The sequence below is a fragment of the Pseudarthrobacter sp. MDT1-22 genome, from assembly GCF_054511035.1.
Map to the genome: position 1 here is coordinate 50,196 of NZ_JBTNDK010000013.1, position 21,029 is coordinate 71,224.

General features: G+C 66.2%; 22 protein-coding genes and 2 pseudogenes. 9 read left to right on the forward strand and 15 right to left on the reverse strand.

The window, feature by feature from the left end; all coding sequences use genetic code 11:
- Positions 1-40: 40 nt before the first annotated feature.
- Together ACX80M_RS11890 and ACX80M_RS11895 are read left to right on the forward strand one after the other, a co-directional pair.
- Positions 41-1,261, forward strand: a complete 1,221-nt coding sequence (locus ACX80M_RS11890) for a glycosyltransferase 87 family protein (RefSeq protein ID WP_459309748.1) — start codon at positions 41-43, stop codon at positions 1,259-1,261.
- 38 nt (positions 1,262-1,299) lie between these two features.
- Positions 1,300-1,596, forward strand: a complete 297-nt coding sequence (locus ACX80M_RS11895) for a hypothetical protein (protein WP_252603835.1) — start codon at positions 1,300-1,302, stop codon at positions 1,594-1,596.
- Between the two features lie 42 nt (positions 1,597-1,638).
- Here the strand turns inward: ACX80M_RS11895 and mptB are convergent, their stop codons facing one another.
- Positions 1,639-3,258, reverse strand: a complete 1,620-nt coding sequence (gene mptB / locus ACX80M_RS11900) for a polyprenol phosphomannose-dependent alpha 1,6 mannosyltransferase MptB (RefSeq protein WP_252603832.1) — start codon at positions 3,256-3,258, stop codon at positions 1,639-1,641.
- Positions 3,259-3,471: 213 nt separating this feature from the next.
- Between mptB and ACX80M_RS11905 the strand changes: the two are divergent.
- Positions 3,472-3,639 (forward strand): annotated as a pseudogene (locus ACX80M_RS11905) (SulP family inorganic anion transporter); the annotation flags it as partial.
- Positions 3,640-3,726: 87 nt separating this feature from the next.
- On the opposite strand, the gene ACX80M_RS11910 reads toward ACX80M_RS11905, so the two are convergent.
- Entirely contained in the window at positions 3,727-4,878 is a 1,152-nt protein-coding gene (locus ACX80M_RS11910) for a GGDEF domain-containing protein (protein WP_252603829.1), read from the reverse strand.
- Positions 4,879-5,018: 140 nt separating this feature from the next.
- Here ACX80M_RS11910 and ACX80M_RS11915 point away from each other — a divergent pair.
- From ACX80M_RS11915 to ACX80M_RS11930, 4 genes and pseudogenes are all read left to right on the forward strand, one after another.
- Positions 5,019-5,654, forward strand: a pseudogene (locus ACX80M_RS11915) (ABC transporter ATP-binding protein); the annotation flags it as partial.
- A gap of 9 nt (positions 5,655-5,663) precedes the next feature.
- Positions 5,664-6,368 (forward strand): alpha/beta fold hydrolase, encoded by a 705-nt coding sequence (locus tag ACX80M_RS11920; protein ID WP_252603339.1) that lies wholly within the window; start codon positions 5,664-5,666, stop codon positions 6,366-6,368.
- A gap of 102 nt (positions 6,369-6,470) precedes the next feature.
- Entirely contained in the window at positions 6,471-6,746 is a 276-nt protein-coding gene (locus ACX80M_RS11925; protein ID WP_056347465.1) for a type II toxin-antitoxin system Phd/YefM family antitoxin, read from the forward strand.
- On the forward strand, positions 6,743-7,036 hold the full coding sequence (locus tag ACX80M_RS11930) for a type II toxin-antitoxin system RelE family toxin (RefSeq protein WP_252609390.1): 294 nt from the start codon (positions 6,743-6,745) through the stop codon (positions 7,034-7,036). Before ACX80M_RS11925 ends, ACX80M_RS11930 begins: the two co-directional genes overlap by 4 nt.
- A 36-nt stretch (positions 7,037-7,072) precedes the next feature.
- Here the strand turns inward: ACX80M_RS11930 and ACX80M_RS11935 are convergent, their stop codons facing one another.
- Complete coding sequence (locus ACX80M_RS11935; protein WP_459309749.1) at positions 7,073-8,299, reverse strand: multidrug effflux MFS transporter; 1,227 nt, start codon at positions 8,297-8,299, stop codon at positions 7,073-7,075.
- A gap of 163 nt (positions 8,300-8,462) precedes the next feature.
- Here ACX80M_RS11935 and arfB point away from each other — a divergent pair, with 163 nt between their 5' ends.
- Complete coding sequence (gene arfB, locus ACX80M_RS11940; RefSeq protein WP_252609388.1) at positions 8,463-8,885, forward strand: alternative ribosome rescue aminoacyl-tRNA hydrolase ArfB; 423 nt, start codon at positions 8,463-8,465, stop codon at positions 8,883-8,885.
- Between the two features lie 52 nt (positions 8,886-8,937).
- On the opposite strand, the gene ACX80M_RS11945 is transcribed toward arfB, so the two are convergent.
- The 9 genes from ACX80M_RS11945 to ACX80M_RS11985 form a co-directional block, all read right to left on the reverse strand.
- On the reverse strand, positions 8,938-9,999 hold the full coding sequence (locus ACX80M_RS11945) for a HoxN/HupN/NixA family nickel/cobalt transporter (RefSeq protein WP_252614908.1): 1,062 nt from the start codon (positions 9,997-9,999) through the stop codon (positions 8,938-8,940).
- Entirely contained in the window at positions 10,000-10,869 is an 870-nt protein-coding gene (locus ACX80M_RS11950) for an urease accessory protein UreD (protein WP_459309750.1), read from the reverse strand. It abuts the gene before it with no gap.
- Positions 10,866-11,480, reverse strand: coding sequence for an urease accessory protein UreG (ureG, locus tag ACX80M_RS11955; RefSeq protein ID WP_056347453.1), 615 nt, complete (start codon positions 11,478-11,480; stop codon positions 10,866-10,868). The genes ACX80M_RS11950 and ureG overlap by 4 nt, the downstream gene beginning before the upstream one ends.
- A gap of 42 nt (positions 11,481-11,522) precedes the next feature.
- A complete protein-coding gene (locus ACX80M_RS11960; protein ID WP_252609382.1) occupies positions 11,523-12,233 on the reverse strand; it encodes an urease accessory protein UreF in 711 nt (236 codons plus the stop codon).
- Positions 12,214-12,699: an urease accessory protein UreE gene (gene ureE / locus ACX80M_RS11965; RefSeq protein WP_252609381.1), complete on the reverse strand. Its 486-nt coding sequence runs from the start codon at positions 12,697-12,699 to the stop codon at positions 12,214-12,216. Before ureE ends, ACX80M_RS11960 begins: the two co-directional genes overlap by 20 nt.
- A gap of 24 nt (positions 12,700-12,723) precedes the next feature.
- Positions 12,724-14,436, reverse strand: a complete 1,713-nt coding sequence (gene ureC, locus ACX80M_RS11970; protein ID WP_459309751.1) for an urease subunit alpha — start codon at positions 14,434-14,436, stop codon at positions 12,724-12,726.
- On the reverse strand, positions 14,433-14,780 hold the full coding sequence (locus ACX80M_RS11975) for an urease subunit beta (protein ID WP_252567740.1): 348 nt from the start codon (positions 14,778-14,780) through the stop codon (positions 14,433-14,435). Before ACX80M_RS11975 ends, ureC begins: the two co-directional genes overlap by 4 nt.
- A gap of 14 nt (positions 14,781-14,794) precedes the next feature.
- Complete coding sequence (locus ACX80M_RS11980) at positions 14,795-15,097, reverse strand: urease subunit gamma (protein ID WP_252567738.1); 303 nt, start codon at positions 15,095-15,097, stop codon at positions 14,795-14,797.
- 180 nt (positions 15,098-15,277) lie between these two features.
- On the reverse strand, positions 15,278-15,664 hold the full coding sequence (locus tag ACX80M_RS11985; RefSeq protein ID WP_459309752.1) for a DUF1801 domain-containing protein: 387 nt from the start codon (positions 15,662-15,664) through the stop codon (positions 15,278-15,280).
- 176 nt (positions 15,665-15,840) lie between these two features.
- Between ACX80M_RS11985 and ACX80M_RS11990 the strand changes: the two genes are divergently transcribed.
- On the forward strand, positions 15,841-16,062 hold the full coding sequence (locus ACX80M_RS11990) for a hypothetical protein (RefSeq protein WP_252609375.1): 222 nt from the start codon (positions 15,841-15,843) through the stop codon (positions 16,060-16,062).
- An 83-nt stretch (positions 16,063-16,145) separates the two neighbouring features.
- On the opposite strand, the gene ACX80M_RS11995 is transcribed toward ACX80M_RS11990, so the two are convergent.
- Genes ACX80M_RS11995 through ACX80M_RS12005 form a run of 3 tightly spaced genes read right to left on the reverse strand, consistent with a single transcriptional unit; the run spans position 16,146 to position 21,028 of the window.
- Positions 16,146-17,921: an acetyl/propionyl/methylcrotonyl-CoA carboxylase subunit alpha gene (locus ACX80M_RS11995; protein ID WP_459309753.1), complete on the reverse strand. Its 1,776-nt coding sequence runs from the start codon at positions 17,919-17,921 to the stop codon at positions 16,146-16,148.
- Between the two features lie 7 nt (positions 17,922-17,928).
- Positions 17,929-19,656 carry a 5-oxoprolinase subunit B/C family protein gene (locus ACX80M_RS12000; protein WP_459309754.1) on the reverse strand — a complete coding sequence of 576 codons (1,728 nt, stop codon included), beginning with the start codon at positions 19,654-19,656 and terminating at the stop codon, positions 17,929-17,931.
- 19 nt (positions 19,657-19,675) lie between these two features.
- Positions 19,676-21,028, reverse strand: coding sequence for an MFS transporter (locus tag ACX80M_RS12005; protein ID WP_252609363.1), 1,353 nt, complete (start codon positions 21,026-21,028; stop codon positions 19,676-19,678).
- Between the last annotated feature and the right edge of the window lies 1 nt (position 21,029).

The following is a 21,029-nucleotide window of genomic DNA, read 5'->3' on the forward strand; positions in this document are numbered from 1 at the left end:
CCGGCTGGTCAGCGTCCGCCGCACAGTCCTGCCCGCCCGCGTGGTGGACTGGTTCGCCCGTCCGTCCAGCGTCTGGTGGGGCTTCGCGGTCATCCACCTGTATTTCCTCGGCTGGATGGCGTCCTTCTTCCTCAACGGCGATACGTTCAGCGACACCGAGCAGTACCGCCAGTGGGCCATGGACGGCTACAGCCCGGACAGCCTGGACGGCAAGATCAGCCCCTGGGTGTACCCGGTGCTGGCGCAGATCCCCATCTTCCTCGCGAACATTGCCGGACCCAGCCTGTACCTCCTGTGCTGGTTCCTCATCATCACAGGCCTCAACGCCGTCGGGCTTGCATTCCTGACGCGCGGGCCGCGGAAGGTGAAGGGCATCGCCCCGGCCTGGTGGTGGCTGTTTTTCACCGTCTTTATGGGCTACCTCAGCTTCGCCCGGGTGGAGGGAATTACCGCCCCCATCGTGCTGATTGCCCTGCTGTACGCGGCCGAACGCCCCGTGGTGGCAGGGATCCTGCTGAGCGTGGCCACCTGGCTCAAGGTGTGGCCGGCAGCGGTCCTGGTGCCGATCGTCATTGCCAGCCGGAAACGGATCCAGGTGCTGGTGTCCGGCGTCGCAGTCACCGCCGTCGTGGGCCTGGGCACGTACCTGTCCGGCGGCCTGCCGCACATCATGGACTTCCTGACCAACCAGGGCGAGCGCGGCATGCAGCTGGAAGCCACATTCTCCACGCCGTGGGTGTGGCTCAGCGTGTTCAACATCGCCGGTTCCAAGATGGCGGACAACACGGCCATCAACTCCACCGAGGTCTACGGCCCGGGCGCGGACGTGGCCGCGTTCCTGATGCAGCCCCTGCTGATCCTCGCCGCCGTGGTGGCCGCCGTCCTGCTGGTCCGGGCGCTGAACCGGGGCGCCGAGCGGGAGGAACTCTTCCTCGAGGGCGCCCTGATGATGACCACGGCGTTTATCGTGTTCAACAAGGTGGGATCGCCGCAGTTCATCATCTGGCTGGCCCCGGTGATCATCGCCGGCCTCACGCACGACTGGGAGTGGTGGAAGGTCCCTGCCACGCTGCTGATGGGCATTGCCCTGACCACGTTTGTGATCTACCCGCTGTTCTACACGCCCCTCATCCACGCCCACCCGGTCATGGCCGCCATCCTGACCACGCGCAACGTGCTCCTGGTGGTGCTGCTGTGGTGGTCGGTGAAGCGGACCGCGGAGCTGGGCCGCAAATCGCAGGCGGTCCCGCAGGCCGCCTGATGTGGGCCGCCTGACCCGGGCCGCACTAGGGTAGTGCCATGACCGCGGGGGCAGACAACACAAACAGGCCGGGGTTCCGCCGCTGGCTGCCGCTGCTGGCACCGCTCCTTGCTGCAGCAGCCGTTGCTACAGGACTTGCTGCCATCCTGGCGCCCCGGCAGGAGATCGGGTGGTTCGCCTACGCGCTCCTGTCCAACCAAACCTTCACAGCGGTCACGATAGTCCTGATGGACAGCGGTGCACGGGCCGGTTATTTACTCATTGCAATGGGCCTGCTGACACTGGCGTTCTGGTTGGGATACCGCTTGGGTCTCCGGCGCCAGCCAGCGCATTAGTTCGGCTCGTCAACTCTCAGGACCTGACGAAGCCGGCGCGCCTCAGCGGGCGCTGCGGCGCTGGTCCAGGACCCAACGCCAACCACGCCGGGCCCAGTCCAGGGGTTTACCCTCGATCAGCAACTTCCGCGTGTGGATGTCCAGGACCAGCAGATAGAACGTGAACAGCAGCGCCGTCACGAACGCCAGCGACGACGCGTCAATGGCCAGCTCCACAAACGACCAGACCGAGAGCTGGTCCTGCGCGCCGAACACCACAAAGAACGTCACCCCCACGTAGAGGCACCGGATCTGCCAGTCGTTCCGGATGCCCGTGGCCGCCAGGAACGGCACAAACCAGAGAATGTACCAGGGCTGGATGATGGGCGAGAGCATCACGACGGCGGCGAACGCCAGGGCCAGCCGGCGCACCGCCCGCGAGTAATCGCCTCGGAACATCAGCAGCAGCACCAGCCCGATCGCCGCCCACTTCATGCCCGTCCGCAGCAGGTCCGCGATGGTGCCGCCCGGCAGTCCCAGCACGTTGCCGAGGAACTCCACCTGCTGCCCCAGGAACCCTGACGGCGAATAGCCGGTGTACCCCGGCGTCGGGTCCATGATGGCCCAGACCCAGCCCAACCCGAGGTTGTACGGGATCCCGCTGACGGCCAGAACGGCGAAACTGATTCCCGCCGTCGCTCCCCAAATAAGGAACTTCCGCGTCCACGAGGCGGCGTGCCCCGCCCACATGACCCCGATGAACGGTAGCAGCAGCACGGTGATCGGCTTGATCCCGATGGAGGCCGTGACAAGGAGGATTCCGGCCAGGTAGCGCTTCGTCGCGGCGAAGTAGACACCGGCGACGGCGAGGCCCACCATGAGTGCGTCGTTGTGGGCGCTGGCCACAAAACTGATGAGGAACAGCGGGTTGGCCACCGCGATCCAGAGTGCCCGCGCGCCGTTGATGCCGTGCAGTTCGGCCAGCTTGGGCACGTAAATGACGCAGAGCAGAACCCCTGCGCCGGCGATCAGGCGGAACAGCAGCACGGACACGTCGGGCTGTGCCCCTGTCAGCTCCACAACGCCGCGGGCAAGCCACAGGAAGTAGGGCCCGTAGGGGGTCCGGTTCTCGGCCCAGGCCGGGTCCGCGCCGAGGGCAAACCAGTTGTTGAGGGTGGAGATGCCCACCGTATAGGGGTTCTGGCCTTCCATGACCAGGCGGCCCTGGCCGGTGTAGGCGTAGACATCGCGGGAGAAGATGGGGACGGCCAGCAGGAGCGGCAGGGACCAGGCGGAGATGGCTATGACCACCGACCGCAGCGAGTGTTCGCCCCAGTCGTCCAACCGCTGGCCCAGCCGGAGCCAGGACCGCATCAGGAGCATCGCCCCCACCGTCAGGAGCACGGTGGACAGCGTCACGCCCCAGCCCTCGGTCCGCAGGGCGATGACCACCGGCTGGCGGATCATGGGTGAGCCGTTGGCGATCCAGCCGGTTCCGATCGAGCCCACAAACATCATGAGGGCGCCGAGGAACCCCTGCCAGGTGGCGATGTACACCCGGCGCTTGGTGGGGGGAGCTGAGGCGGGCGCAGCAGACTTCGGGAGCTCCGTGCCGGCCGCTGTCTTTTTCGACGGACCGGGGAAGCTCTCCGAAGTGCTGATGTGTGAACCGCCTGCCGTCATGTCTTGTGTGGTCCCCTACTTACGTTACGGCGCTGGCTGGACTAGCTATAGGCCGGTCTACAACCCAGTCATTTTAGCAGTTGGCCAGCGGCGTGCCCCAGACTGGGAGGGGCGGACGCGCCCCCTATTTCGCAATGGGGCGTCGCGCCGCCCCATCCCCGCCTAAGAACGAAGCCCCCACTGCCGGCTTCACCAGCACGATTGGACCCAGCCATGGCCGCACGAAGCGTCCCCGATGCCCGGACCGGCACGCCGCAGCAGCTCCAATCAGTCCGCGCCACCCTTCGCTCCCCACGGCGGCTCAAGACCGAGGCGCTGGCGGGCCTGGTGGTGGCGCTGGCACTGATCCCGGAAGCTATCGCCTTCTCCGTGATCGCGGGCGGAACGGGCTGGAAGTGGAGCTGATCGGGCTTAATGCCGCCAGCATTCAGATGCGGACGCGGCTGGCGGGAAAGCTCAACTGACGGGCTAGCCCCGCGGGTCGCTGTGGACGGAGCGGTTCCGGCCCAACGACTTGGCCATATAGAGGGCCCGGTCAGCGGCGGCGATGAGGTCTTCCACATCGGAGGTCCCGGCGTCGTACAGTGCCACACCGTAACTGACGGTGGGCATCTCCAGCCCGTCGGCAGTGGGGACCTCAGCCAGGCGCCGGCTGACCTCCCCCGCTGTTTTTTGCGCCCGGTCGGCGGAGGCGCCCGGGATGAGGAGGATGAACTCTTCCCCGCCGTACCTGCCCACAAGATCCGTTGACCTGACGGTGTCCCGGCAGGCGCCAGCGAAAGCCTGCAGCGCGAGGTCACCGGCGGCATGGCCGTGGGTATCGTTGACTGCCTTGAAGTGGTCCAGGTCAGCAAGGATCAGGGCGCCCGTTCCCTGGGTGACGGCCCTGTCATTCAACAGTTCCGCGGCCAGGTCCAGGAAAGCTTTGCGGTTGAGCAGCCCCGTGAGATCGTCCCGGGTGGCCACCATCCGCAGGGCCCGGGTCTGCTGTTCGTTGCTCAATGCGGCCATGCTGAAGGACACCACCACCAGCAGCACCATGGTCACCAACGTGGTCACTGCGGACCCGAAATACGTGACGAACGTGGGTCCATTCGGGCCCTCCAGGAGGAAGTACACCAGCCGGCCGAAATAAAACGCGGACAACCCGGCCGCCGCGGCAGCCATGGGGACCCGGACGCGCGAATATCCCGGCTCCAGCCGCCAGAGTTCCCGGGAAGCAAGCCCCACCGTCAGGCACATCGCGGCGAGGAAGACCGGGCCGCCGGACCAGGTGTTGGTGCCGGGATGGTCGACGGCGGATGCCACCAGCGTGACCACCGGCAGCCCCGTGAAGATCCAACGGAGCGGCCGCACGTCCCGGAGCGAGCGTGCGCCGGCCCAGACGGCTACACCGCCGAGGACCAGCAGGACGTTGCCCAGAGTGTTGGCCCACCACTGGTGTGGGGTTCCGTTGAGCAGGAAAGCGGTGGATCCGGACAGGAAGAACACCAGAGCGAGGCACCACCAGCCGCTGTACGGCGAGCGTGTGTAGCGGTAGGCCGAAAAGTAGAACAGCAGCACCAGGACCAAAGCCATCAGGCCGAACGCGACCCGCAGCGTCGCTGTATCCAAGACCATTTCAGAAGTTCCCCCGGCTGCCGAGTGATGCAAACCTCAGTATTGCACCGCCGTCGGACATTTTCGCCTCATAAGGATGATCCGTCGTTGCGTGGCCAGTTCGATGGCGGAGGTCCGGTTGTCCACGCCGAGCTTGCCGTAGCCTCCAAGTCGCAGCGGGCCGGATGGTCTCGCTGGTGGGCCCGTCCGGCTCGGGCAAATCAAGCCTCCTGGCAGTCGCCGCCACCCTGGTCCGCCCCACCAGCGGCGACGTGATCGTTGACGGGATCAACACCGCGGGGCTGAAGGACAGGGAACTGACCGCGCTGCGCCGGGAGAAGGTGGGCATCATCTTCCAGCAGCCCAACCTCCTGGCGTCCCTGACCGCCGTCGAGCAGTTGATGATTGGCCACCACCTGCGTGGCAAACCGCTGAGGGCCGCGCGTTCGCGCGCCGCGGGACTCCTGGATCTGGTGGGGCTGGCCGCGTCCGCGGACAAGCGTCCGCACCAGCTCTCGGGCGGGCAGCGGCAGCGGGTGAACATTGCCCGGGCCCTGATGGGCAGTCCGAAAGTGCTGCTGGTTGACGAGCCGACGGCGGCGCTGGACCACGCGCGCAGCGCGTCGATCGTCGGGCTGCTGCGCCGGGTCACCGACGAGTTCCAGGTGGCCACGGTGATGGTCACGCATGACACGGAATTCGTCCCGCTGACCGACGCCGTCGCTGTAATGCGCGACGGCGGCCTGACCGCCCCGGTGGTACCCGGCGCCTTACCTAGCGCCGGGGGCGCGGAGTAGGGTTCGGTCATGGACATCATCCTGGTACCCGGTTTCTGGTTGGACGCGTCATCGTGGGAGAAGGTGACGCCGGCGCTGGCGGCGGCGGGGCACACAACCCATCCACTGACTCTTCCCGGCCTTGAATCTGTGGACGCACGGCGTGGAGGCATCACTCTGAAGGACCATATTGCCGCCGTCGTAGACGTTCTGGACGGTCTCGACGGAAAGGTGGTTCTGGTGGGGCACTCCGGTGGTGGCGCGGTCATCCACGGCGTGGCGGACGCACGGCCGGACCGCGTTGCCCGGAATATTTACGTGGACAGCGGACCCCTGGGCGAGGGCGGCGTCATCAATGACGGGCTGCGCACCGAGGGCGACGATGTGCCCCTGCCGCCGTGGGATGGCTTCGATGACGCCGATCTGGTGGACCTCACCGATGAGTTGCGCGCGTCATTCCGGGCGCGCGCCATCCCCGAGCCCAGGGGCGTTGCGCATGGCCGGCAGCGGCTGCATGACGTCCGCAGGTACGACGTTCCGGCGACTGTGATCGCGTGCCAGTTCCCGTCGTCGCTCCTCACCGAATGGATCGACGCCGGCCATCCCTTCACCGCCGAGCTGGCCCGCATCCGCGACGTCGAGTACGTGGACCTCCCCACCGGGCATTGGCCCCAGTTCACCAAGCCTGTGGAACTGGGCCAGGCGATCCTGGCGGCGGTGGAGCGGACGGGGTGACGCGGCGGATCTAAGCAGTGACATCAGCTGAGCCTCCGCGAGTTCAATTATCGGCTAAAAGTCAGGCCATTAAATAGCCTGACTTCAGGCTATAATCACAGTATGAAAACCGTGCCCCTTAGCGAAGCCAAGGACAAGCTTTCCGCACTCGTGGAGGAGGCGGACAAGACGCATGAGATCATCCAGATCACCCGCCACGGGCACCCGTCAGCGGTGTTGATGTCCGCTGACGACCTCGAGTCACTCCAGGAAACCATCCACTGGCTATCGCAGCCGGACATCAGGACAGATTTGGAACAGGCCCGGCGCGACATCGAGGCAGGGAACACCGTCAGCGGCGATGACCTGCGCCGAGAGTTTGGGCTACCGCCGAGGTGACTGAGGAACCATCGAACGAGCAGGGCCCCTGGAGAATCGAAGTTACCAGCCCCGCGCTGAAGGGGTTTCGTCGGCTGCCGGAGAAGGCTGCTGCCGCAATTGTCGAATTCGTTACTGGAGTTCTGGCCGACAATCCACGCCGGCTCAGCAAGCCCCTCACAAGTGAACTCCTGAGCCTGCGCACCGCACGCCGCGGTGACTACCGCGTGTTGTTCACCCTCGATGTTGAAGAGCACACCTTATATGTCCACCGCATCGAGCACCGCGCGGACGTCTACAAGCCTCGCTGACAAAGACCCATAGACAGTGTGCGAGTGTGGTCCGGGTCAGCGAATTCGATCCTGACCACGCCGCCTCTTGACCAGCCACAGGCAAAGCACGGCCGCTGCCGCTGAAGCGGTCGCGACGATGCCGAGGGGGACGGCGTCGTTGGCGCCGCCGATGCCCACCAAGGGAGCGGCGATGCCGCCGAAGGCGTACCGGGCCAGTCCCAACAATGAGGATGCCGTCCCAGCGATATCGTGATAATCCTTGAGGGCAAGCGACGTGGCCGGCGGGCTGGTGACGGCCACGCCGCTGACCATGGTGAACAGGGACAGGACAATGGCAATCAGCGCCAGGTGCAGGGCCGCCGCCGCCAGCAGCCCCAAGGCGCCGGCCGCCGTCATTATCAGGCCCGCGGTGAGCGTCCCACGTTCGGACCACCGTTCAGCGAGCCGGCCGGCGATGAACCCGAAGACCACAAAGCCCAGTGAATTCAGGCCGAACGCGAACGAGTAGCCCTGCGGGGAGAGCCCATACATGCCTTGGAGTATGTAGGTTGCCCCGCTCAGATAGGCGAAGACCGCCGAGTACGTGAAACCGGTGATCAGCACGGCCCCGACGAATACGCGGTCAGCGAGGAGCCGGCGGAAACCGTGGAGGGTCTGCGAAAACCCTCCGGTCACCCGGCGGTTCGCCGGCAGGGTCTCCTGGAAGACCACCAATGACGCCAGCAGGACGGCGACGCCGACGGCTGCGAGAAATAGGAAGACTCCGCGCCAGTCGGTGACGGTGGCGAGTTGCCCGCCGATGACCGGGCCGATGATGGCGGCCAGTCCGCCGAGAACCGTGAGGCGGCCGTAGTAGCGAATGAGTTTGGCGCCCGAGTAGACGTCCCGCCCGGCGGCCTGCGCAATGACGATGCCCACGGCTCCGGCGAGGCCTTGGACAAACCTCGCGACGATGAGCGTCTCAACGGTCGGGCTGATCGCACAAAAGACAGAAGTGACCGTGTACGCAACGACACCGATCAGCAGCGGCGTCCGCCGCCCGAGGCGGTCCGAGAGCGGCCCCGCTACTAATTGGCCGATGGCGAGGCCCAGCAGACAGGCGGTGATGGTCAACTGGGCCACCGACGTCGTGCTTTGCAGCTCAGCGGTGAGGGCTGGGAGGACCGGGAGGTAGAGGTCCATGGAGATGGGACCGAAGATGGTCAGCAGGCCAAGCACAATCGCCAGGGGGCGGCCGACTGTCTGCTCGCGTGCGGGAATCGGGGTTACGACGGCGGTCACGCTGGCTCCGGTCTGTGGGTAGGGGCAGGACTGCGGTTCACGTTCAATACAACGCGGTCATGCCTGTCCTAGCGAGGGCTCTGGTTATCAGGGGTCTGCCAGTACCTCCCTCCCCTGCCGCAGCCGTAGCGGGTAAGCGCCCATAGTGTGCAACGCTGGTTGCATGGATCTGGAGGTGTCGCCCGCGCTCACGATTCCGGCGTCGGAACTCCGCTGGCGGTTCTCGCGGTCGTCCGGGCCAGGCGGTCAGCACGTCAACACGACAGACAGCCGTGCGGAAGTCTCGTGGAACATCGCCGGCTCCGCCGTGCTCACGGATGACCAGCGGCTGATGCTGCTCAGGCGGCTTGGACCACGCCTCGTCGCCGGGGTGATCACCGTGGCCTCCTCCGAGCAACGCTCCCAGCTGCGCAACCGAGAGACCGCCCTGGCGAAGCTCGCCGAGCTTGTGGCGGAAGGTCTGGCACCCGAAGGCCCCCGCCGTCGGGCGACCAAACCCACCCGGGGTTCGAACCGCCGTCGCCTCGCCGCCAAGGAGCAGCGGTCGGCGACGAAACGGCAACGGCAGCGGCCGTCCGCCGAGTAGCGCGGCCCCCGGCCTGGCGCCGGCGGCACCAAGGCGATCCCGCCGTGGAGCCCTATCCCTGCGGGTTTCCGCCCGTTGTGGCTGAGGCGGCGTCGCCGACGCGGCGCACCCCGGTATGCGCACCCCAGATGAACAGCAGCAGCGCCACGAGGACCAGCCCGGCGTGGCTGAGGTCGAGTTCGGCAAGGAAGGTGGTCACCGGGTCGGTGAGTCCGAGCATCGCGTGCAGTACGCCTGCGATGGTGATGATCGAGATGAACAGGGCAGAGGCTGCGGACACACCTGTGATGATCATGTTGAAACCGATACGGCGTTTGGGGTCCACAACGGCGCTTCGGTACATCTTCATCATCGCGACGCCGTTCACCGTATCGCATAAGGTCATAGCCGCCATGAAGCCGAAGGGCAGGGCCATCAGCGCGACCGGGGAGATGCCGGCGAGGGCGGCCGTCGCCGTGAGGAGCAGGAACGCGATGGTCGAGGCCGTGTCGAAGCCGAGGCCGAAGAGGAAGCCCAGGACAAAGATGTCACGTGGGCGGTTGACGCGGGAGAGCGGTTTGTCGAGCAGGCGGGCCACGAGCCCGGTCGGTGCCAGCGCCTCGCGCGTGACGGTGGCACCGTCCTTGACCCGGCGGTACAACAAGGCGGTACGCCGGAACGCGGCGGCGTTGTAAACACCGATGGTCAGCAGGAACAGGCCCGAGACAGATGCCCCGGTAATGCTCAAAACCATGTTCGCGGACGAGCCGTCATTAAGTGCGTCCTGAATGATGCCGGCACCACTGACCACAAGCACGCCGGCAAGCACGACGACCATGCTGTGGCCCATGCTGAAGGCGAAGCCCACGCTGACGGGGCTGCGGCCTTGGGCGGCGAAGCGGCGGGTGGAGTTGTCGATCGCCGCAATGTGGTCCCAGTCGTAGCTGTGCTTCACACCGGCCAGGTAGGCGGTGATGAGCAGGCCGAGCACCACAGGGTTGTGGTTTGTGCGCAGTGAATCGGCCAGCAGCGCGAGCATAACGATGTGGAGGGCGGCGACTGCCGCGAAGGTGACCGCCAAGCGGCGGGCCGTCGGGAGGGCTTCCCGCTCGTGGTGGTTCAAGAGGGCTTTCATTTAGTACTTTCGCAGGTTGAGGCGGGGCTGGCCGTGCCAGCGGAACCGCAGAAAATCGATGCCGGCGCGGATGGCGGCGTCCAGCGGCTCGGTGGCGTGGGACAGGGCTCGCATAGCCAGGCCGCCGTCGAGCAGTGACATGCCCAGCTTGCAGCCGTCGGCAAGGGGCACCAGCAACTCATGCAGCTCGTTCAGCAGCGCGGCGTCCACGCGGGCATCCATAACCAGGAGGGAACCGACGTGGGTGTAGTCCTCGAGGAAGGCCATGCCGTCTATCGGGGCGGCACCGGTCAGCGGACGGATCAGCAGGTTGTCGAGCACCGCCAGGCGCCCGTCGACCGAGATCTCGTTCCGCAGGCGGATTTCGTCGTAGCCGAACAGGGCGCCGTCCGGTGACCAGCCCGGCGTGACGATCTCGGCCATCACCAGCGAGGCGCTGCCGTGCATCTCAATCACGGTGGCCTGCCGGTAAGTCGCCCCGCGGTAGGCGATCAGCGGGTCCGGCACAGATTCCAGGCTCGCGTTAGGACCGAGCCGGATGTGCGTCCGCTGTTCAGCGCGGGTCTCGGGCGTGCGGTAGACCTTTGTCGCTGACTGTGTGGTCAGCAGGAGCCGGGCCCCTGTTTCCACAGTGATGTCGATTTCATACTCGTCGCCACCGACGTACCCGCCCCCGGGATTGACCACCACGTAGCAGACCTGGCTGGTGTCATCGAGGTAGTGCGGCCGCAGGATACGCAGCGCGCCCTGGTGGTACTGGCTCGTGGCGATGCAGCGGTCGCCACGCACACCCACGGTGAGGGCGAGAGTACCGGCGAGTTCGACGGCGGCGCGGCGCACCGGGAGTTCGGGCGCCGGCGCACCCGTCACTGGCGGAGATCAAGCATGAGCACGTCGCGCCTGATCCAGTTGATGACGTGCTCCAGGCCTTCGTCGGTCTTGAGGTTGGTGAAACAGTAGGGCTTGTTGCCGCGGAACTCGAGAGTGTCCGCCTCCATCACGGAGAGGTCAGCACCCACATACGGGGCCAGGTCCATTTTGTTGATGATGAAGAAGTCGGACTTGATCATTCCCTGGCCGGCCTTGCGCGGGATTTTTTCGCCCTGCGCCACGTCGATGATGTAGATCGAGAAGTCCACAAGCTCCGGGCTGAACGTGGCCGAAAGGTTGTCTCCCCCGCTTTCAATGAAGACGACTTCGAGGCCGGGGTGGCGCAGCCGCAGCTCCTCCACAGCGGCCGAGTTCATCGACGTGTCCTCTCGGATGGCCGTGTGCGGGCAGCCGCCGGTTTCGATGCCGATGATGCGGTCCAGTGGCAGGATCCCGTTGGCCGCGAGGATCTTGGCGTCCTCGATGGTGTAGATGTCGTTGGTGATGGCGGCCATCGAGATCTCGGCGCTGAGGTGGCGGGTCAGGCGTTCCACGAGCTGGGTCTTGCCTGCGCCGACAGGACCGCCGACGCCGATTTTGATGAGTTTCATGGTGCTCCTTGCTACGTATTGGGTACGGCGAACCGCGGACTGCTAAGACATAAACATGCGGACGCGCTGGCGTTCGTGGCGCATCTGGGCGATTTCGAGACCCGGGGCCGTGATCCCGAAGTCGTCGGCATCCAGTGCCTGGATCCGGCGGACGGCATCCATGATCCTGGGATGTGTTCCCAGCAGCACACGCTGCCCGGCGTCCTGCCCGATGGGGATGGCTCGGATGGCGTTTTGGGTCAGCGACGTGACCGCCGTGAAGAGGTAGCTCGCGAGCAATTCCTCCAGCGGGACGCCCAACTGCCGGCCGGCGACGCCGAACGCGACGGCCGGATGCCCGGCGCACCGCCCGGATCCGACGTCGGCCGCGTAGCCCGCGAGCCGGGCACCCGGCGCCACGGTACCGGCGATGGCCAGCATCCGTGCGCCCATCTTGGTCCCCGCCTCGCGGACCTCACGGGGCAGCGCCGCCGCGGCGATCATCCGGTCGACCCGGGCAATATCGTCAACCGAGGACGCCTCGTACGCCAGGCGCAGGGCGAACCCGTCACTGTAGGTCAGCTGGATGCTCACAAACTGGCTCAGCCAGCTGGCGAAGCTCACTTCGCCGTCGATGAGGCCACGTTCCAGGAACGTTTCCATCCCGAAGGAATGGCTGAACCCGCCGGTTGGGAGCGCGGAGTCAGAGAGCTGCAACAGCGGCAGCAGGTACGACGGCGGCTCGTTCACGCGCTCAGTGGGTGTGTTCGGCATGGCGGAACGGCACGGGCACCACACGCTCCTGGCGCGAGTACGGCACGCCAACGTGGATCAGGTAGTCCTCGATCGTGTGGTCGTACTGCACCACCATCACCTCCGCGGCATATTCACTGTCGGCGTCGAAGAACTGCGCCTGCATGTGCCGGTTGCCGAGGTTGTGCGCAACAACCCCCATTTCACGGATGCTGCGCGCTGCGATAACAAGGACGTTGGTTGCCAGCGCAGTCACCACGATGACAGTTTTGTCGTCGCGGAACAGGATGTCGCCGTCGCGGAGATCCCGCACCGGGCCTGCGGCATCGCTGAGCCGGATGCCCAGTTCACGGCCGTGGTCGGTGGTCACCCGCTGGATTTTCTTGACGAGTTCCGCGCTCGGCAGCAGAACCTGCTCCTCATGGAGGCCAGCCAGCTCGTCCTCGGGGAGATCATGCCGGTTGGCGATGACGTGGTCGATGATCATATATGCCCCCTTAGGGATATGTGTCTAAAAGAGGAAGTAGCGCTGCGCCATGGGCAGCACCGTCGAGGGCTCCGCCGAGATTGGCTCGCCGTCGACAGTCACCTCGTAGGTTTCCGGGTCAACGCCGATATCCGGCGTCGCGCCGTTGTGCTTCATGTCTGCCTTGGTGAGGGTACGGATACCGCTCACCGGCCGGATCACGCGGCGCAGGCCCAACTGCTCGGGGACTCCGGCGGCGATGGCGGCCTGGGAAAGAAACGTGATCGATGAGGCATGTACCGCGGTGCCGAGTGCCCCGAAGTTGCCGCGCAGGGTGCGTGGCTGCGGCGTGGGGATGGAGGCGTTGGGATCCCCCATGACGCTCATGACCGCCTGCCCGCCCTTGAGCACGAACTCGGGCTTGACGCCGAAGAACATCGGGTCCCAGAGCACAAGGTCGGCAAATTTGCCCTCTTCGACGCTTCCGACCGAGTCCGCGATGCCGTGGGCGATCGCCGGGTTGATCGTGTATTTGGCCACGAAGCGTTTGAGCCGGAAGTTGTCTCCCACCTCGGGGTCGCCGTCGAGCTTTCCGCGTTGGCGCTTCATGGCGTCCGCTACCTGCCAGGTGCGCAGGACCACCTCGCCGACCCGGCCCATGGCCTGGGAGTCGGAGCTGGTGATGGAGAAGATGCCCATGTCGTGCAGCACGTCCTCCGCTGCGATGGTCTCCTCGCGGATACGCGAATCGGCGAAGGCCACATCCTCGGGGATGTCCGGGCTCAGGTGGTGGCAGACCATCAGCATGTCGAGGTGTTCGTCGATGGTGTTGACCGTGTACGGCAGGGTGGGATTGGTCGACGCCGGCAGGACGTTGGGCAGCGCCGCGATCTTGATGATGTCCGGGGCATGCCCGCCGCCGGCGCCTTCGGTGTGGAACGTGTGGATGACGCGGCCGCCGATGGTCCGGATGGTGTCTTCGACGAAGCCGCACTCGTTGAGCGTGTCGGAGTGGATGGCCACCTGCACGTCATACTCGTCAGCCACGCGCAATGACATGTCGATCGAGGACGTGGTGGCGCCCCAGTCCTCGTGCACCTTCAGCCCGATGGCCCCGGCGCGGATCTGTTCCGCGAGGGGCTCCATGGCGCTGGCGTGGCCTTTGCCGAGCAGGCCGATATTGATCGGCAGGTTCTCAACCGCCTGAAGCATGCGCGAAATGTGCCAAGCGCCCGGAGTAACGGTGGTGGCCTTGGTCCCTTCGCTCGGTCCGGTACCGCCACCGATCAGCGTGGTGATCCCTGACGCCAAGGCCACCGGCACCTGATCGGGGCTTACGAAGTGCACGTGCGTATCAATGCCGCCGGCGGTGAGGATCTTGCCCTCGCCCGCGATGATGTCGGTAGCGACACCGATGGTGATGTTCACACCCTGGGAAATCTGGGGGTTTCCAGCCTTGCCGATTTTGAAGATGTGCCCGTCGCGCAGGGCCACATCGGCTTTGTAGATGCCGGTGTAGTCCAACACGATCACGTTCGTGATCACGGTGTCCGGGATGTCGTCGTCGCGGACCAGCTGCCCGTTCTGGCCCATGCCGTCACGGATGACCTTGCCGCCGCCAAACACGACTTCTTCACCGTAGTTGGTGTGATCGTGCTCAATCTCGAGGAACAGATCAGTGTCCGCCAGGCGAACTGCGTCTCCCGTGGTGGGGCCGTAGAGGTCCGAGTACTGTTTGCGGCTCAGCTCGAAGCTCATTTGGTGTCGTCCTGCAGGGAGATCAGGCCGCGGCTCGGCTCGAGCGGGCCGTTGATGCGGTCCCGGAATCCGAACACCGCACGCTCGCCCGAGAGAGCAAGCAAGTTGACCGTCTTGGCATCACCGGGCTCGAACCGCACAGCAGTGCCTGCCGGGATGTCCAGCCGGAAGCCGTGGGCCGCATCCCGGTCGAACTCGAGGGCATCGTTCACCTCGAAGAAATGATAGTGGGACCCCACCTGGATTGGGCGGTCACCGCGATTGATCACGGCCAGGGCGCGGGGAATGAGGCCCGCATTGCACGTGATGGGCTCCGGGCGGAGGACGTATTCGCCGGGTTTCATGGGTTCTCCTTCGCCTAGCGAATGGGGTTGTGCACGGTGACGAGCTTGGTGCCGTCCGGGAACGTCGCCTCGACCTGGACGTCATGGATCATGTCGGCGACACCTTCCATGACATCTTCCCTGGTCAGGATGGTGGTGCCATAGCTCATAAGATCGGCGACCCGGCGTCCGTCGCGGGCGCCCTCGACCAGCTCATAGGTAAGGATCGCGATGGATTCCGGATGGTTGAGCTTAAGTCCGCGCTTCTGCCGCCGTCGTGCAAGATCGGCAGCAACCACAATCATCAGTTTTTCGCTTTCGCGTGGCGTTAGATGCATAAAAAGCCTCCTAATCATTCGCGATAAATCGCGAGCTCCCACTCGTTATCTACAACCGGCCTAAGAAGCGACCGGGAGGCCCGTGGATGACTGAAGACTATCAGAATCATGTCAGGGCACCGCCAGCCAAAGCCGTCGAATCATGCACTCACTGCCGGTATGCGCAGGTCAACCCGCAGGTCAGGCTCGAACCCACTCCCGCACCAGCGCCACGAATTCCTCCTGCCGGGCCGCCGCGGCCTCCGCGCTTGGAAAAATCACCTGGCCGCGGTCCTGCCCGATCATTTCCAACAGCCCGCTCCATTTAGAGGGATCAAAATCGAAGTCATCCTCGATGGTCTTGGCACCGCGGTGAAAAATCAGCTGCACGTGATGAAGCGGCCGCAAGTTGAAGGTGACCCGGTCAACAGATTCGAAACAGAAGCTGGGTGCCTTCCACTTAATGCGCTCCGTTATGGCGTCATCCGCGTCCAGGACAGCCAGCCGAAGGCGCTCAATCACAGGCTTCAACGGTTGGTCCAGCGACTCAAGAAAAGAGTCAACCACCAGGTTTCGATTTAGTGTCATGACGCATAGTCAAGCACCTTCGTCTTCAATCCCCACCGGCGCGGATCCAGGCTGCGCCGCAGGCCGTAGTACTGGAGTGTGTTTCATCTGGGGATCGGGTAGTTTCGGGGCCCCGGGATCCGCGGTGATGCTGCCGCCGGGTTGTGACTGTTGTTTCGTTCAAGCAAAGGATGATCATGGCCGTTTCAATTGAGCTGGGCAGGAAACTCGACAAGGACTACGAGAACAAGAGCCTGGAGGAAGTCCTGGACGCCCCGCCGTCCGCACTGGCCGGCCTCACGGACAAGCACGCTGAAGTCCTCGCCAGCATGGGGATCAAGACGGTCCGCGATCTCGGCAGCAACAAGTACTTTGCGATGGCAGGCGTGCTGGTGGCCCTGTCCAAGCACGTCGACTGAAGTACCTCTACACGTCAGGAAAGGTCCGGCGGGGTGAGAACACGGCCGGACCTTTTCGCTGGAGCCAGGCATGCCCGAACGGCTCAGCCGATCAGCGCCAGCACGGCGCCGGCGTTCACAACCCCGCCGGCTTCTGCGCGGATCCCGGCCAGCGTACCGGCGCGGTGGGCGGTCACCTGGGTCTCCATCTTCATCGCCTCAAGAACGACGACGGCGTCCCCCGCCGACACTTCGGCGCCCGGCTCCACGAGCCACTTGACCACGGTCCCGGCCATGTCGGCCCGCAGCTCGCCGGAATCAGCGGCACCCGCCGCAGCGTCGCCGTCGGCAGCGCCATCGAAACCAGCCCCGTCCAGGGAAACCCCCGCAGGAACGGCCGCACCGGAGCGCGCCCAGCCATCCAGCAGGTCAGCGGGAAGGCCGACGGCGAGGCGCCGGCCGTCGATGTCGACGGTAATGGTGCGCCGCTCACCGTCCGGAACGGACGTACCGAACTCCGGATCCGCCGCGATGGAATCCGCGAAGTCAGTCTCGATCCAGCGCGTGTGGATGCCCAGCGCGGTCTCGGACGTGAAGTCCGGCGCCTGGACAACGGCCCGGTGGAACGGCAGGACGGTGGCCACGCCGGTGATTTCCATTTCGGCGAGGGCACGGCGGGCACGGCGGAGCGCCTGCTGCCGGTCGGCGCCGGTGACGATCAGCTTGGCCAGCAGGGAATCGAACTGCGGAGCAACAACCGAACCGGAGCGGACCCCGGAGTCCAGCCGGATACCCGGACCCGTCGGGCCGCTGAACGTCGCGATGGTGCCGGGCGACGGCAGGAAGCCCCGGCCCACGTCCTCCGCGTTGAGCCGGAACTCGAATGAGTGGCCGCTCGGTTTGGGATCGGCGGTGAAGCGCAGCGGCTCGCCGGCGGCGATCCGGAACTGCTCCTGGACCAGGTCCACGCCGGTGGTCTCCTCGGTGATGGGGTGCTCCACCTGCAGTCGCGTGTTCACCTCGAGGAACGCGACGGTGCCGTCGGCGGCCACCAGGAACTCCACCGTCCCAGCCCCCGAATAGGAGGCTTCGCGGCACACTGCCTTGGCGGCGTCGTAAATCTGTTGGGTCTGCGCTTCGGTCAGGAAGGGTGCAGGCGCCTCTTCCACCAGTTTCTGGTGCCGGCGCTGCAGCGAGCAGTCGCGGGTGCCCACCACCAGCACGTTGCCGTGCTGGTCCGCCAGCACCTGCGCCTCCACATGCCGGGGCCGGTCCAGGTACCGCTCCACAAAGCACTCGCCGCGGCCAAAGGCCACCACCGCTTCACGGACCGCGGAATCGAAGGACTCCTCGATCTGGTCCATCTCGCGGACCACCTTCAGCCCGCGTCCACCGCCGCCGAACGCCGCCTTGATGGCGATCGGCAGGCCGTGCTCCTCGGCGAACTTGCGGACCTCCGCGGCCGAATCCACCGGACCGTCGCTGCCGGCCACCAACGGGGCTCCGGCGCGGACAGCGATCTCGCGCGCCGTGATCTTGTTGCCCAGCTTGAGGATGGCGTCCGGATTTGGGCCGATCCAGGTCAGGCCGGCGTCCAGGACCGCCTGTGCAAAGCCAGCGTTCTCGGACAGGAAGCCGTAGCCCGGGTGCACCGCGTCGGCCCCGGACTCCGCGGCCACGCGCAGGATGTTGGGGATATCGAGGTACGTTTCCGACGGCGCGTTGCCCCCCAGGCTGTACGCCTCGGTGGCGGCGCCCACGTGCATGGCGTCGGCATCAACGTCCGCGTAGACAGCCACGGACTCCAGTCCGGCGTCCTCGCAGGCGCGGGCGATGCGGACGGCGATTTCTCCGCGGTTGGCGATCAGGACCTTGCGCATCAGTTGCTCACTTCGTCTGGGAATCTTTTGTCTGGGAAACGCCGGGGGAAGAATCGGAAAAGCCGGTGGGCAGCCCGTAGCCGGGAGCCCAGCGGAACCGGATGGACCCGCCGATGGGAACCTGGGCGGCCAGGTCCAGCTGGTGGTCCACCACCACCCCGATGACCGGGTAGCCGCCGGTGATGGGGTGGTCGGCCAGAAAGAGCACCGGCTGTCCCTCCGGCGGGATCTGCAGTGCGCCGGCCATGGTTCCCTCGCTGGGCAGCTCCCCGTCCCGGCTTCGGCTGAGCGGCTGGCCGTCCAGGCGCATGCCCACGCGGTTGGAGCGGGGCGTCACCGCCCAGTCCTGGGCGCAAAGGGATTCCAGTGCTGCGGCGTCGAACCAGTCCTCGCGGGGCCCGGGCACGATGTCAAGGACCGTGACGCCGGTGTCCGGGAAGTCGGGCTGCAGTTCGGGGTTGCCCACCACGTTGGAGGACGTTGCAGCGCCAGCGCCCAGCAGCTGCCCGGCGGCCAGCGGCGCAGGCCCGATCCCGGACATGGTGTCCGTGGACCGGCTCCCCAGCACCGTGTCCACTGCTGCCCCGCCGCGGATGGCCAGGTAGCTGCGGAAGCCACGCTCGGGTGCGCCGATGGTCAGGATCTCGCCGTCCAGCAGGGCAAACGCCGTGGCCATGGGTACCTCGCGCACCTGCTCGGACTGGTCAAACTCGGACTGGTCGCCTTCGTCTTCAGCCACCGGATCGGGAGAATACGACGGCGTCACAACAGTCAGAGCCGACGGTGCGCCGGCCACTGCCAGCACCTGGTCCCCCACGGCCTGCACGCGCAGCCCGCCGGCAACGGATTCGACGACGGCGGCCGACGGGTCGTTGCCCACGATCCGGTTGGCGCGTCGCAGGGAGGAGCGGTCCAGCGCACCGGCCGAGGACACGCCGAGCCCGGCGTGACCGGGGCGGCCGAGGTCCTGGATCAGGCTCTGGAGCCCGGGCGACAGGATCAGCAGGCCGGACTGAATGTCCGGTTTCCGGGCAGCCAAGGCTTGGGAAGCCGAGGCAGCAACACGCGGTGCCGTAACTTCAATGAGCTCGCGTACCGCCTGGAACTGCACGCGGTCACCGGGCGCGGCCAGGGCCGGCTGCTCCCGGCTGAGGTCCCACATGGTAGCCGCGGTGCGGCCGATCAGCTGCCAGCCGCCCGGGGACTTCCGCGGGTACACGGCCGAATAGTTGCCGGCCAGGGCCACCGAACCTGCGGGGACGGCCGTGCGGGGCGAACTCCGGCGCGGGACTTCCAGTACCTGGTTCTCCCCCACCATGTAGCTGAAGCCCGGCGCGAAGCCGCCGAATGCAACCGTCCAGACCTGCCCGGTGTGGGCCGCAATGACGCCGTCAGTGCCCAGCCCGGTGAGCCGCCCCACTTCCGCGAGGTCGTCGCCGTCGTACACGGTCTCAATCTGCACCAGTTTGCCTTCGGCGTGGGACTGGACCGTCAGGTCCATCTCCAGCAGCCGGGCCGTCATCCTGCGCGCCGCAGCGGGTGAATCCGCCTTCACCATCACGGTTTCGGCGGCGGCCAGGACGTCCACCTGGCCGGGCAGCGGCTGCTCCAGCAGGAGGGCCTGCAGGGCCAGGACGTCGTGGAGCCCGGAGAGTTCGGCGAGCACCGCCGTCGTACCTACCGGCCGGACGGCGAGCACGCGGGCCGCGGAAGCTGGCTTAGTGACTGTTTCCATGGGGATCAGGCCGCGCCGCTCAGGCGTGGCTCTCCCGCGCGTCGTCGCGGTGCAGCAGGCGGAGGTCCTCTTCCGGCTGCGGGTCGCGGCCGAGGCGCATGCCCACGATCGTGATGATGGCCGTGAGGAGGATGTACCCGGCGATCAGGTACCAGCCGCCGGACGCTGCGCCGTAAAGGGCGGTGAAGATCAGCGGAGCCACAGCGCCGCCGATGACGCCGGCAAGCGTGTAGGCCAGGGAGCTACCGGCGTAGCGGAGGCGGGCCGGGAACTGCTCAGTGATGAAGGCTGCCTGCGGGCCGTACATAAAGGCGTGCAGGGCCAGTCCGATGACCACGCCGATGATCAGCATCACCACGGACTTGCCCGCGATCATCAGGAAGAACAGGGGAATGTAGACGGCGGTGGCGGCAGCGGCAATGCCGTAAACCCAGCGGCGGTTGAAGCGGTCAGTGAGTGCGCCGGCAAGCGGGATGAGGAAGAGCTGGAACGCGGAGCCGATCAGGATCGCGGCCAGCACGTTGCCCGTGGTCATGCCCAGTTCCTTGGTGGCGTAGACGGCCACAAAGACCGTGAAGAGCGCGTAGAGCACGTCCGGGCAGACGCGGGACAGGGCGGCGGAGATCAGCGCGCGGGGCTGGGTGGTGAAGACTTCCTTGATGGGCGCCTTCGGCTGGTCGCCGTGGGCTGCGATGGCCTTGAAGACCGGGGTTTCCTCGAGCTTGAGGCGGATGATCAGGCCGAAGACCACCAGCAGGGCGGAGGCAAGGAAGGCTACCCGCCAGCCCCAGGAGAGGAACGCTTCGGTGCTCAGCGAGGCGGCCAGGATCGCAAGGACGCCGTTGGCCATGAGGTTGCCGGCGGGCGGCCCGATCTGGGCTGCGGAGGACCAGAAGCCGCGCTTGTTGGGGTCGCCAAATTCGCTGGACAGCAGCACGGCGCCGCCCCATTCGCCGCCGACGCCAATGCCCTGGGCCAGGCGCAGGAGCACCAGGATGATGGGGGCCCAGATGCCGATCACGGAGTAGTCAGGCAGCGCACCGATGAGGACGGTGGCGATACCGATCAGCACCAGGGTGAAGACCAGGACGTACTTGCGCCCCACCTTGTCGCCGAGGCGGCCGAAGATGATGCCGCCGATCGGGCGGGCGAGGTAGCCCACGGCGAAGGCCGAGAAGGACAGGAGGAGCCCCACGAATTCATCGTCCGAGGGGAAGAAAATCTTGGGGAAGACGAGGGCTGACGCCACCGAGTAGATGGCGAAGTCGTAGTACTCAAGCGAGGTGCCGGTGAGGCTGGCGACGTACGCCTTGAGCGCGCCGGGCGGCGGCTTCCTTGTCGCGGCCTTTGCGGCCTTGTTTGTGCTGGTCATG